Here is an 11,669-nt window from a genome sequence, read left to right on the forward strand (position 1 = left end):
ATTCAGTCCGTCGTGATGGCATGCGCCAGATAGCCCCAGCCATCGCGTGCGTCCAACAGCCGGTAGGTCTTGTCCTCCACCTCGCCGGGAAAAAAGACGACTAACCGGCCATTGATGGCGGAGGCGGCCTGGTCGACGACAGTCGAGACGCTGGAGACGCCAAACAGGGCTCCGACCCCAGCCATCGCAACGACGTCATTCGCTGAAGCCTGCTCGATGTGCGCGCTGGTCCTCTCGACCAGGTGTTTGGTGAACTCGGTCAGCCGGCCCTCGGGGTACCCGGCCAGCAGCTCCGGGCGGCGGAAGTATTTGTCGCGGTAACGCTGGGCGGCCATCCACTGCGGGAAGGCGTCGGTCAGATCGAGCAGGCTCCAGCCGTGGCCGGCGTCGCGTGTGCGAAGCTCGAACTCGTCGATGTAGACCCGAAATTTCAGCTCGTCCGCCGGCGGGTAGACGACGAAGATCACGCGTTCGATGCCGGACAGACCCTCGGGCCAAGGCGTGGCGATGTGCTCCGCGTAGCGTTCGACGAGACGGTCAAGCCTGCTCACTGAGCCACTCCTGTTCCTGCTCGGTCAGATAGTCCGGGAAGCGGACCTCCATGACGCTGCCGGTGCGGCGAAACACCAACAGGCCGCGCTGCGCCGCGGCCTGCGTTAGCTCGATCAGCCGTTCCTCGGGGAGATCGAGCACGCGGACCCAGTCGCTGGTGAAAAGGCGGCGTGCGAGACGACCCTCTAGATAGCCTAGGAACAGCGCAAAGGTCACGTTCGCCGGGGTGATCACCGGGTGCGACCTGGTCTTGTTGACGTGTCCAGTCAGGTAGCCGGCTCGGGTCCAGGTGCCGTTGATATTCTGGGCGAACGACTTCAGCGATGCAGCTGTGAAACGCCCCTCATCCGATTCAGACAGCAACCGCTCAATCGCCTCGCGCTCGAAACGCTGTCCCTCTGGCGTCGCAAGAACCGATGACACACTGTCGCGCAGCAGTGCGTCGCGGGTGAGAGCCATTTGCAGGGCGAAGACGGGCTGTCCGTCCCGATCCTGAGCCCACAGCTCACGAAAGATCCGGAACAGGCAGGTTCCAGGGTCCAGGATGTACAGGTTGCGCAGGTGTCGGAAGGTGAACTTGCGCGCATTGAGCGTCGGCTTGTCGAGCACGTTCTCCTCGACGACAGCCGTGCGGTAGTCGTCCCGCACCCATTCATCTTTTGCGACTTCGAGAAGACGCTGAAGCTCGGACAGCATCATCGTCCGCGCCGCGTGGGCGCCGCCCTTGCCGAACTTGAAACCGAACCGAATCATCTGTTCGGGGTGGTCTACCGAAAACAATCGTACACTCCGTCAGAACTGCCGCCAGGCCGTTTTCGCTGTCGCAAGCCTTGCAACAGGTCCTCCGGAACATAGGCATCCCGCTGTGCAGCCCAGTCTGCGCATTGGAATCTGCAACTGACACCGACAATGACCAGACGAGCCCGGTTGGTGGGGAGCAACATCTGCTCGGCGAGGTTGCCGTCCGACCCCTTGAAGTAGACGGTGAGCGCATCGGTGCCGACCGGCTCGACACTGACGACGCGGACGATATCGTTGGGGTCGAGCCCGGCGAGCTGCGCGTCCTTTGTGATGGCTTCCAGCTGGAGCATGGATGGTAGGTCCCGATTCCGTTGGGTCGTCTTGAGCACAGTGACAGTTCGCGGAGCGATCATACTCGCACCGTGCCGAGTCCGTCGGGATGCGTTTGCAACGCCGCGTGTTCCTTGGACCGGATTCTCCGGTTCAGCCGAGGCATAGCGGCGCCTCGTGCTTGATCCGCGATGCTGGCGGCGCCCTCGTTATCGTTCATCCGCCAAGCCCTAGCTGGACCGCAGGTTGCTGCAAAAGTGGTGGACGAATCCGGTAGGGGCAGCGCGGATTGCTCTGATGAATTCTCGTGGAATAACAGTGAACGACAACCACAGGTCGTCGGGATTCGTGCTCCTGGGCAGCCGGTTTACTCGCACAGGCAGCGGGGTGCGCATCGGCTCCAAAATTTTTTCCGTCAATGGACCCGCAGGCCAGACCAGATAATGGAAGACGCCGCAACCTATTGCTTTAAATCACTTCTTTTCATTCCGTCTCGCCACTATCCAGCGGCAACGATAATGGAGTCTTCGCGCAGGCGCTGCTGCCGGGACGGCTTTCCAGTACGCCGCGGGGCACGTGCCGCGAGATGCGCCCCTATCGCAACTCATCCAATCCATCCAGGAAGGCCAAAACCTGCTCTCGGACCAAACTCAGCGTCGTCTCGAAGCGGAGCGCCACCAGCCGCTCGCGCTCCCAATCCAGCTCGAACGAGTAGGGGTTGCGGAACACATGACGAAAGCCGCGAAAATCCTGTAAGAGCCGGTACAGCTCATCATCGATGACCGCCGGTCGGTAGCCCTCGACACTCAGCTTCATGCGGCGCAGCAGCTCGGCATGCCACGTGTCCGTGCCGATGTCGTTCTCGAAGAAGGCCGCGATGCGCCGAAACATGTTCTCGCAGCCGCTGTAGAAATTGTGCAGCAAGTAGCCGATGGCGCCTCGGTCGTAGACGGAGATCTCGGCGGGCTGCAGGTCGAGCTTTTCGCGGACCGTGGCGAAGACCCGCGCCAACGCTTCGAGCTTGGCCAACTCGTCTTCGATGTCGGCGCGCAGCAGTGCGATGTTATGCGGCATAGATCAGCTTGCCCCGCGCAATGGCCTTGGAGACAAAACGAGCGTCATCGGACTCGGTGTGGAGATCGATCGGGCGCCCGAAGGTCTCTTCCAGATCGCGCCGCAACGCCCAGTAGTCGGCAGGGTCCGTTCCCAACACGACCAAATCGATGTCCGAGCGCGCGTGAGCCCGGCCTTCGACCAATGAACCGAACGCGATGGCTCTAGTCGCGCGGTAGCGGCGAAATACCGCTGCACCCTCGCGTTCGACCTGCTCCCGCAATCGTGCGGACAGACTCGCGGACTCATTGCGCTGCGCGTCCCGACGCGCCTTGAGTGCGCTGTAGTCGAAGCGGCGCGGGGTAACTGTTCGTCCGCGTGAGGCGCGATCCGATGCTGGCGGGTGCGGGTGTGTCATGTGCATTGACAATGGGTTGGTTTGAGCGACGCTTCCAATGGCGGTAAGTGTCAAGGTAGTTGTCGCATCAATCATGTCATGTTCGTGTCGGCCTTCTCCTGTTCACGAGGGGGTTTTCCCGGGTTGAGCAAGACCGAAGCGGGCGGCGTCCAATTGCGGGTGGGTCCGGACCAGCGCGTCGGGTTGTCGTCTCTGGCGGCTTGATAGAGCGCGTCGCGCCGTGCCAGCAGGTCGACATCCTCGCCGCGATGGCGCTGTGCCGGGGTGACGAACTTCAGCGCGCTGTGCAGGTGGATGGTGTTGTACCAGGCGGTGAATGTCGTCATCCAGCGGCGTGCCGCCTCGACGCCGTCGAAGGGATCGGAGGGAAGTCCGGGCGACCCTTGACGGTGTTGAACAGCGACTCCGAGTAGGGGTTGTCGTTGCTCACGGCCGGGCGACTGAAGGACGGCACGACCCCGAGGCGCTGGAGCATCACCAGCATGGTGGCGCCTTTCATCGGCGAGCCGTTGTCCGAGTGCAGGACCAGTGTGCCCGGGTGCACGCCTTCGCGCAGGTAGGCCTTGTGCAGGACGCTGGCGGCGTGCGCGGCGGACTCCTGCGGGTAGACCTCCCAGCCGACGATCTTGCGGCTGTAGACATCCATGATCAGGTACAGATAGAAGAACATCCCCTGCACGGTACTGGCCAGGTAGGTGATGTCCCAGCTCCAAACCCGATTCGGCCCGGTCGCCTCCAGCGGCTGCGGGCGCACCCGTGTCGGCGCCTTGGCGCGACCGCGGCGGGCGAGCTGCCCGGCGTCGCGCAGCACGCGGTAGAAGGTCGACTCGGATCCCAGGTAGCAGCCCTCGTCGGCCAGCGCCGGGACGATCTGATGCGGACTCAAGCTCGCGAACCTGGGCGCGTTGGCGGCTGTGAGGACGGCTTGTCGCTCGTGGGGCGAGAGCCGATTGGCCGGGGTGCGTACCGCGCCTTCGGTCCGGTGCTCGCGCGTGCGCCCGTCGCCGCCGATCGCCCCGTCGCGACGCCAGCGCTGCAGGGTGCGCTCGGACAGCCCCACGGCGGCGCAGGCGCGACTCAGGCGGGCGCCCTCGGCACAGGCTTGGGCGATGTACTCGCTCACTTGTACGCGCCGCTCATAGGCGAGCGAGCGTCCTCTGGCTCCTCCCAGATCGCCCGGACTTTTTTGGAGCACCAGCAACGTGGCGGCTTCGGCCAAGGCCCGGTCCTTGCGCTGCAACTCCCGACCCAGGCGCACGATCTCCGCCTGCTCGGCGCGCCGCTCGGCCCGCTCGGTCGTGCTCGTCAGCGGCGCATTGGCCTGCTGGCAGGTCGTGCGCCACGCGCTGATCTGCTCGGCGAACAGGCCCTTGCGCCGACAGTACGCGCCCAGCTCCAACTCATTGAGGGTGGCGGTCTCCATCACCACGGCAAACTTCTCCTCGCTGCCGAGCGTCCCGGCAGGCACCGTCGATGCCCGTGGTCGACGCGCCCGACCCAACGCCTCGCGCCGCCAGCCGTAGAGGGTGTCGCGCGGGATGCCGGTTTGCGCGGCCAACTGCGGGACGCCGACGTTGTTGGGCGGCAGTAGCTTCGTCAGGATGCTGTCTTTCAGTTCGCTCGAATAGGTTGTCATGTCGCTCGCCTTCTCATGCCTCGGGGCGCTTGCGCCGCGCCCTCCGGGGTCAGCCGTCAGTCGCCCTTCGGGCTCCTTCCCGGCTGACCCCGGAGGGCGCAAAGCCCCGGGTCGGTGATGCCCCATCCTCCCACACATTCTCCCAAAGGGAGGCGACATCTATCCTGACACCTGGGGATGGAAGCAATGCCGGATCAAACCGGACACCGGCAGCTTAGCAGTTGCGACGTCGCCTGGCCGGGTTCCTTCCCGCGCCCCGTCTACCGGAAACGCGGGTTTCGTCCAGCCCCCGCGCCTACGGGAAGATTGAGTTCGAGCCGCGCCGACCTCGCGTCGGCGCCGTGGTCACGCGCCCGATCGAGTCAATCGCAGAGCCGTGCCGGATGATCTGACGGAGCGAGCGATCGAGACGTATGCTTCCTCGTCGCGAGCCTCCGGAGCCGCCCGAGCCACCGCCAAGGCACCCACACGAAGGCCCCGAGCGCGACCAAGAGGTACAACACCCAATCGGGCACATTGACGAACAGACGCGCAAAGACCTGAATAACATTGCCTTTATAGACCATTTTGCTCCCACGGGCGGTGAATTTCGCAAACTTCAGTGCACCGACCTTGTCGAGGACCTGCAGCCCGCCTTTGCCGTAGGTCGCCGCGACCTTGATGCTGTCGACACCCAGATCACCCGCGCGCTGCGCGGTTCGCACGAAGCTGGTGCCGCCGATCCGGTAGAGGGTCGCAGTTTGATCGCCGAAGATATCGGCCAGCTTCGCCATGCGGCGCAGCGAGGCAGCGTCCGTGGTCTTGCTCAACAGGGTCAGGCCACCACGGGTCTTGGCAAGCCGATAGACGTCGCCGAAGAGATCCGTGACCGCGTCGAGCTTTTTGGTCTGCTTGACCGTCTTGGCGCCTTTGATCAAAGCCTTGCCGAGCCAGGGCGGAAGCTTGCCGAGCTTGCGTGCAGTCTTGAGGATGATGACGCTGCCCTTGGCCGTGGTGCTCGCCGCGACGGTCGGGGCCGCCGCCCCGGCGGTGCCGACCGTCGCCGCGCCGCTCCCGAGCTGCGCCGCGGTGGCGACCAGGCCGATGGACGCGAGCGCGGTGACGACCTCGTCGACGTCCTCGCCTTGAGCGTAGTTTATCCCCTGTTTCGCGAGATCGCGGATGTCGCCGATGACGAAGAAGTCCGTGGCGACGCTCGCCAGATTGCCGATGGTCTCGTCGCTGGTGCCGTCGAAAAGACCCTCGGCCAATTTACCGGCCTGATAACTGACGCTGTCGCGCACGGCCTCGATCTCGGCGCGCAGCGCACGAGCGGCCGGATCCTGATTGACGTAGTCATAGGCCATGAAGAAGTCGAGATAGTCGGCCGCGTCCGCATAGCGTTCCTCGGCCACCATCGCCCGTGTCTCGGGCACGGGGTCGATGCGGCTCAAGGCCAGGACGTTCAATTGCGCCTGTTGCCAAAGCACGCCTGCCGCGATGGCCGACAGGAGCAACAAGGTCAATTTAACGGGCAGCTTGAAGAGGATCATGGGTATCGTCCTTGGGTGATGATCGAGGGGCTCGAGCGCGGTAGGCGCTGCGCGTCGGGAGAAGGCGCATTGGATCGCCGAGCATAGTGCACCGGATCTCGTTTCGTGAACCCCGAGGCAGCCGCGCAGGCGGGCCCATCAGCCGACACCATCGGCGTTTCCGTCCGTCGGGTTCGCCGCGCGCTCGCCGAGGTCTACAATCACGCCATGCCATCTCGCCGTTCAGACCCATTCTATGACCCGGAAGATCCTGCCCATCGGCATCCAAACGTTTCGCGAACGCCGACAGGTGGTGGGCTTCGCGGTCGAGACACTGGACTGAGCCGATCATGTCCGAACAAGGCATCGCACCGCATATTCAGGTCATCGACCGGGCCGCCGCCCTGCTCGACGCCATCGCCCGTTATTCCGATCCCGTGAGTCTGAAGATCCTGGCCGCCGAGACGGGGCTGCATGCCTCGACCGCGCATCGTATCCTCGCCTCGCTGATCCAGAACCGGTTCGTCGAGAAGGACTCGGTCGGGCGTTACCGTCTCGGGCTGCGGTTGCTGCAATTGGGTGTCAGACTGCACGCCAACGTCGATGTCCGCGCCATCGCCCGACCCGTGATGGAGTCGCTGCGCGACCGGCTGGGGGAGACGGTAAACCTGACCATCCGCGAGGGCGACGCGGTCGTCTACATCGAGAAGGCGACGCCGAATCGGATGATTCATGTGCAGCAGCTGGTGGGGTCGCGCGCCCCTCTACACGTCACCGCGGTCGGCAAACTCATGCTGGGCGCCGCCGGCGAGGAGGCCATTCGGGCCTATGCCGCACGGACCAACCTACCCGCCTATACCCGCAACACCGTCAGCACCCTTCCCCGCCTGCTCGCCGAATGCCGTGACTCCCTGGCGCAGGGATTTGCCTTGGACAACGAGGAGGCCGAGCTCGATGTCGGCTGCATCGGCGTCCTGCTCTACGACAGCACAGGCAACGTGAGCGCCGGGCTGTCGGTCTCTGCCCCGATCGAGCGCCGCCGGCTGGAGTGGACCGCCGATCTCATCGAGGCCGCCGAGCGCATCTCGGCGCAGCTCGGCCATCAGCCACCGAATGCACAATCCCTCGTGGTCTGATCGCCCCGCCGGCCGGACGAGACGCAGACAACGACCGGGTCACCGCAGTCCACCATCCCGGACCGGCCGTTAGAGCCGCACCGCCTCGAACCAGAGTTCCCGCTTTTGGCAACTTAGCCGCAACACCTTCGCCCCGCACTCGCAACTGCACGGCAACACATCTGTATCAGTAGGCATTTCTGAGATGCCAACAGAACCTGTGGATAAGGATGTGGAGAAAGTCTGGTCAACGCGCCTGAAGGCTTGTGGTTGCTTGACTGAAAACAGATCGGTCAGATCTTGATCGGCTGAAATACACCATTTAGAAACAAGATATTGACGTTTCGTGCACGGTCGGCGCTCGATCGTTTTAAAGATCAAGGAAGGGGCGAGAGGACTCTTTGAGCCCATGTGTACAACCGATTTGTCAAGCCTTGAGCGACAGCCGTTCCTTGTCGAGTCGACGGACGGTTATCGCGACCCGGAACGGCTCATTTCCGCCGACACGGATACGGCATGCAACCGGATAAAACATCTGAATGTACTGATAAATTGAGCAAGCCCGCCGGTCCGGACGAGGCTTGCACTTGCCCCGGAAAAGGCACAGCATTAAGTGGTCGGACGCGACCGATCGGAAGAATCGGCGATCCACGCCCCCTCAAGCAGTCAGCCACCCGGACAAGACGTAACAGAGCATGACGCCAAGCGATCTCAAGCCCGTTCGCGACCACATCGCCTCCCGCATCATCGGACAAGCATCCTTCATCGACAGCATGCTGATCTGCCTGCTGAGCGACGGGCATCTCTTGGTCGAGGGGATGCCGGGGCTGGCCAAGACGACGGCGGTAAAGGCCCTCGCCGACGCGCTCGAGGGCGACTTCCACCGCATCCAGTTCACGCCGGATCTCCTACCCTCGGACCTGATCGGCACCGACATCTATCGCCACGAACGGGGCGAGTTCGAGTTCCGGCCCGGCCCGCTCTTTCACAACATCCTGCTCGCCGACGAGGTCAACCGCGCACCGGCCAAGGTCCAATCGGCGTTGCTGGAGTCCATGGCCGAGCACCAGATCACGGTCGGTCTGAAGACCTACCCGCTGCCGAAGCTCTTTATGGTGCTGGCGACCCAGAACCCGGTGGAGCAGGAAGGCACCTATCACCTGCCCGAGGCACAGCTCGACCGCTTCCTGATGCAGGCAGTCGTCACCTATCCCACCCGCGACGAAGAGCTGATGATCCTCGAGCTCGACGCCCGCCAGCAGAAGGAGCCCGAGGTCGCACCCGTTGAACGCCTCAGCCAGGCCGATCTCTTCGCGATGCGTCGCGACGTCGCCGGGCTCTACCTTGATCCGAAGCTGCATAGCTATATCGTCGACCTGGTGCAGGCGACCCGCCAGCCCAAGCTCTATGATTCCGATCTGGGGCGCTGGTGTCGGTTCGGCGCCTCGCCGCGCGCCAGTATCGCGGTGGCCCGCTGCGCTCGTGCCAGGGCTTGGCTCGACGGCGACGATTTCGTCGCGCCTCACCATATTCAGGCCGTCGTTCCCGAGATCCTGCGCCATCGTCTGCTGCTGACCTTCGAGGCCGAGGCCGAGGGGGTGACCACGGATGCATTCGTCAATCGACTCCTGACCCTGGTGGCCATCCCCTGAGATCGGCCGCGGCACGATGAGTCTTTATCCCCGTCTCGACGACCTGCTGGAGCTGCGCCATCAGGCTCACACGCTCGGGCTTCCCTCGCACCATCTGGTCAACTCGACCTTCGCCGGACTCTATGCGTCGGTCTTTCGCGGCGCCGGGGTCAACTTCGAGGAGGTGCGCGAGTACCGCGAGGGCGACGACATCCGCTATATGGATTGGAAGGTCACGGCGCGTACCAACGAGCCGCACATGAAGATCTTCCGCGAGGAGCGCGAGCGCTCGGTGGTGCTCTGTGTCGACAAGGGTCCGCACATGGCCTTCGGCACGCGTGGGACCTTCAAGTCGGTACAGGCGGCCCGCACGGCGGCCCTGATCGGTTGGGCGGCAAGTCGGCTCAACGATCGGGTTGGCGGCCTGGTCTTCGGCGACCCCACCACCGGACTCCAGCACTTTCGTCCTTCGCGCGGTCGCCGCGCGCTCTGGCAACTGCTGCGCACACTGACCGTGCCCGGTGCCGAGCTGGATCCGTCCATCGACTGTCTCGGCGGTGCGCTTCGGCGGGCAACCTCGGGGCTCCCGACCGGCTCGCTCGTCTTCGTCATCGCCGACCTGAATCGCGACGCCATGGGACTGGAGGCGATCCTCGGCGACCTGGGACAGCGCAACTCGGTCGCGCTGATCCCGGTCGACGACCCGGCGGATTGGGAGATCCCGGCGATGGGCATCACCACCTTTACCGGTACCGACGGCACCCTGGTCGAGGTCGACACCGACGATCCGGAAGCCAGGCGCAGCTATCGCGCGGCATGGGAAGAGCGGCGGGCCCTGCTCCAGGCGGTTGTCCATCGCCTCGGGATCATCCTCCTCCCGGTGCGGACCGACGCCGAGATCCATCTCAGCCTGATCCGTGCCTTAGAGCAGCGAGCGCGCTCGCGAGCGGTGTAATGGACCCGATCCTCGCTCCCTCGCCACCCGTCGCGATGCTCCGCGACATCCACGACATCCCGCCCATCCCCTGGTGGCCACCGGCCCCCGGCTGGTGGCTGCTGGCGATCGCACTGACGCTGCTCGTCCTCCTTGTTTGGCGATCGCGTGCCCGGCTCAGTCTGCGGATCCCCATCCCCGGCATCACGCTCGGCAGTTGGCGTTGGGAGGCCGCCGCCGCGCTCCGTGATCTGAAGCGCCGCGCCGGCAAGGGGCAGGACGCCAAGCAGACACTGGGCGAGCTCTCCGAGCTGCTGCGCCGCATCGCCATGGCCCGACTCGGCCGGCCGGCCTGCGCGGGCCTCACCGGAACGGCTTGGCTTGATTGGCTCTCGGCACAGGATCCGAACGGCTTCCACTGGCACGAGCGGGGACGCATCCTGATCGACGCACCCTATGCACCGGCCGGCGCACTGCGCAGCCGTGTCGGCCCGAAGGATCTCCTCTCGTTGATCGACGCGGCACTCGCCTGGGTCGAGGTCCGCGATGCGCCGCAGGGCCGGCGCCGCGGCCTGAGCCAGCGCCTGATCCAACCGTTGATCCGACGCCTGCCGAGGCTCGGAGCGCGAGGGAATGCCCGTGGTTGAGACCCGCCATGTTTGAGTTTCATTGGCCTTGGGCTGCACTCCTCTTGCCGTTGCCGCTCCTCTTGCCCTGGCTCTGGCCGGAACGTGCGCAGGATCCGGGCGAGGCGACGCTCGAAGGTCAACGTGTCACCCTGCTGCACCCGCAGATCGTTGCACTTCAAGCGGCCTTTACCGTTCGACGCCCCGGTCTTCAGCTCACCGGCTGGCTGTATCGAGCCTTGCTCTATCTGCTTTGGATTGCGCTGGTCTTGGCGCTGATGCGTCCGCAGTGGCTGACGCCGTACACCGAGATCAGCACGCCCGGTTACGACCTGATGATCACGGTCGACGCCTCGCACTCGATGGAGGCACTGGATTTCACGGTCGATGGCCGTCCGGTGAATCGCATGAGCGTGGTCCGCGGGGTCATGGGCCGCTTTATCGAGGGTCGCAGCGGCGATCGCGTTGGTCTGGTGGTCTTCGGCAGCCAGGCGTTCGTGCTCTCGCCGCTGAGCCTGGACCGGCTGGCCGTGCGTCAGTTGCTCGATGGGATCGTCCCGAGCATTGCCGGGCCGGCCACCGCGCTGGGCGACGCCATCGCGCTCGGGGTGGTGAAGCTGCGCGAACGTCCCGAGGGATCGCGGGTCATGATCGTCATCGCGGACGGGGACAATAATGCCGGACGCTTCGCACCGAGCGAGGCGGCGACGGTGGCCCGACAGAACGGGGTGCGCGTCTACGTGATCGGGGTCGGCAGCAAGCAGGCGAGCATCCCGATCCTCGAAGAGGGCGTAGTGCGCTACCGCGACGATCTGACGATGGACGAAGGCGCCTTAGAGGAGATCGCCGAGCTCACCGGAGGGGCCTATTTCCGCGCCACGGACACCCGCGCGCTCGAGGAGATCTCGGCACGCATCGGCCAGCTCGAGAAGACCGAGGCCGAGACTCGCACCGCCTATCTCCCTCAGCCGCTCTACCGCTGGCCTCTCGGGCTCGCCCTGATCGCGCTGCTCGGCCTCGGTCTCTTCCCGGAAGGTCGGAAGCGCTTCGTCGGGAGGACTGCAGGTGTTTGACGGCGGCTTTCACTTCGAACAACCGCTGTGATTTCTCGGCCTACTGGCG

At 64.7% G+C, this 11,669-nt stretch carries 12 protein-coding genes; 5 read left to right on the plus strand and 7 right to left on the minus strand.

The annotated features are described in order from the left end of the window. Positions 1 to 2: 2 nt before the first annotated feature. The 7 genes from LT988_RS05560 to LT988_RS05590 all read right to left on the minus strand — a co-directional run bounded on the left by LT988_RS05560 (position 3) and on the right by LT988_RS05590 (position 6,262). Positions 3 to 551: a BREX protein BrxB domain-containing protein gene (locus LT988_RS05560; RefSeq protein ID WP_232409233.1), complete on the minus strand. Its 549-nt coding sequence runs from the start codon at positions 549 to 551 to the stop codon at positions 3 to 5. Beyond that, positions 538 to 1,332: a hypothetical protein gene (locus tag LT988_RS05565; RefSeq protein ID WP_232409234.1), complete on the minus strand. Its 795-nt coding sequence runs from the start codon at positions 1,330 to 1,332 to the stop codon at positions 538 to 540. Before LT988_RS05565 ends, LT988_RS05560 begins: the two co-directional genes overlap by 14 nt. Then, complete coding sequence (locus LT988_RS05570; protein WP_232409235.1) at positions 1,320 to 1,643, minus strand: hypothetical protein; 324 nt, start codon at positions 1,641 to 1,643, stop codon at positions 1,320 to 1,322. Before LT988_RS05570 ends, LT988_RS05565 begins: the two co-directional genes overlap by 13 nt. 574 nt (positions 1,644 to 2,217) lie before the next feature. Further along, complete coding sequence (locus LT988_RS05575; RefSeq protein ID WP_232409236.1) at positions 2,218 to 2,697, minus strand: ribonuclease toxin HepT-like protein; 480 nt, start codon at positions 2,695 to 2,697, stop codon at positions 2,218 to 2,220. After that, positions 2,687 to 3,094: a nucleotidyltransferase family protein gene (locus LT988_RS05580; RefSeq protein ID WP_232409237.1), complete on the minus strand. Its 408-nt coding sequence runs from the start codon at positions 3,092 to 3,094 to the stop codon at positions 2,687 to 2,689. The genes LT988_RS05575 and LT988_RS05580 overlap by 11 nt, the downstream gene beginning before the upstream one ends. A gap of 71 nt (positions 3,095 to 3,165) precedes the next feature. Further along, positions 3,166 to 4,730 (minus strand): IS3 family transposase gene (locus tag LT988_RS05585; protein WP_232409238.1). Its coding sequence is split into 2 segments (ribosomal slippage): positions 3,166 to 3,476 and positions 3,476 to 4,730, totalling 1,566 coding nucleotides; the frame shifts between segments, so codons are not numbered across the junction. Positions 4,731 to 5,092: 362 nt separating this feature from the next. Next, entirely contained in the window at positions 5,093 to 6,262 is a 1,170-nt protein-coding gene (locus tag LT988_RS05590) for a hypothetical protein (RefSeq protein WP_232409239.1), read from the minus strand. A gap of 329 nt (positions 6,263 to 6,591) precedes the next feature. Here LT988_RS05590 and LT988_RS05595 point away from each other — a divergent pair, with 329 nt between their 5' ends. From LT988_RS05595 to LT988_RS05615, 5 genes are all read left to right on the plus strand, one after another. Next, the gene (locus tag LT988_RS05595) at positions 6,592 to 7,377 is read left to right on the plus strand and encodes an IclR family transcriptional regulator (RefSeq protein ID WP_232409240.1); all 786 of its coding nucleotides are present in this window, start codon (positions 6,592 to 6,594) and stop codon (positions 7,375 to 7,377) included. Between the two features lie 674 nt (positions 7,378 to 8,051). After that, positions 8,052 to 9,008 (plus strand): AAA family ATPase, encoded by a 957-nt coding sequence (locus tag LT988_RS05600; RefSeq protein WP_232409241.1) that lies wholly within the window; start codon positions 8,052 to 8,054, stop codon positions 9,006 to 9,008. Between the two features lie 16 nt (positions 9,009 to 9,024). Further along, entirely contained in the window at positions 9,025 to 9,942 is a 918-nt protein-coding gene (locus LT988_RS05605) for a DUF58 domain-containing protein (protein ID WP_232409242.1), read from the plus strand. Continuing rightward, complete coding sequence (locus LT988_RS05610; protein WP_232409243.1) at positions 9,942 to 10,568, plus strand: DUF4381 domain-containing protein; 627 nt, start codon at positions 9,942 to 9,944, stop codon at positions 10,566 to 10,568. Before LT988_RS05605 ends, LT988_RS05610 begins: the two co-directional genes overlap by 1 nt. An 8-nt stretch (positions 10,569 to 10,576) precedes the next feature. Then, positions 10,577 to 11,620 (plus strand): VWA domain-containing protein, encoded by a 1,044-nt coding sequence (locus LT988_RS05615; protein ID WP_232409244.1) that lies wholly within the window; start codon positions 10,577 to 10,579, stop codon positions 11,618 to 11,620. The last annotated feature ends 49 nt before the right edge of the window (positions 11,621 to 11,669 follow it).

The sequence above is a fragment of the Thiocapsa bogorovii genome (genome assembly GCF_021228795.1).
In the GTDB taxonomy this organism is placed as follows: domain Bacteria; phylum Pseudomonadota; class Gammaproteobacteria; order Chromatiales; family Chromatiaceae; genus Thiocapsa; species Thiocapsa bogorovii.

Excerpts from the sequence above, each read along its gene's own strand:
- LT988_RS05605 (WP_232409242.1), top strand. The coding sequence starts at position 9,025 with ATGAGTCTTTATCCCCGTCTCGACGACCTGCTGGAGCTGCGCCATCAG.
- LT988_RS05570 (WP_232409235.1), bottom strand. The coding sequence starts at position 1,643 with ATGCTCCAGCTGGAAGCCATCACAAAGGACGCGCAGCTCGCCGGGCTC.
- LT988_RS05580 (WP_232409237.1), bottom strand. The coding sequence starts at position 3,094 with ATGACACACCCGCACCCGCCAGCATCGGATCGCGCCTCACGCGGACGA.
- LT988_RS05595 (WP_232409240.1), top strand. The coding sequence starts at position 6,592 with ATGTCCGAACAAGGCATCGCACCGCATATTCAGGTCATCGACCGGGCC.
- LT988_RS05615 (WP_232409244.1), top strand. The coding sequence starts at position 10,577 with ATGTTTGAGTTTCATTGGCCTTGGGCTGCACTCCTCTTGCCGTTGCCG.
- LT988_RS05575 (WP_232409236.1), bottom strand. The coding sequence starts at position 2,697 with ATGCCGCATAACATCGCACTGCTGCGCGCCGACATCGAAGACGAGTTG.
- LT988_RS05610 (WP_232409243.1), top strand. The coding sequence starts at position 9,942 with ATGGACCCGATCCTCGCTCCCTCGCCACCCGTCGCGATGCTCCGCGAC.
- LT988_RS05590 (WP_232409239.1), bottom strand. The coding sequence starts at position 6,262 with ATGATCCTCTTCAAGCTGCCCGTTAAATTGACCTTGTTGCTCCTGTCG.
- LT988_RS05600 (WP_232409241.1), top strand. The coding sequence starts at position 8,052 with ATGACGCCAAGCGATCTCAAGCCCGTTCGCGACCACATCGCCTCCCGC.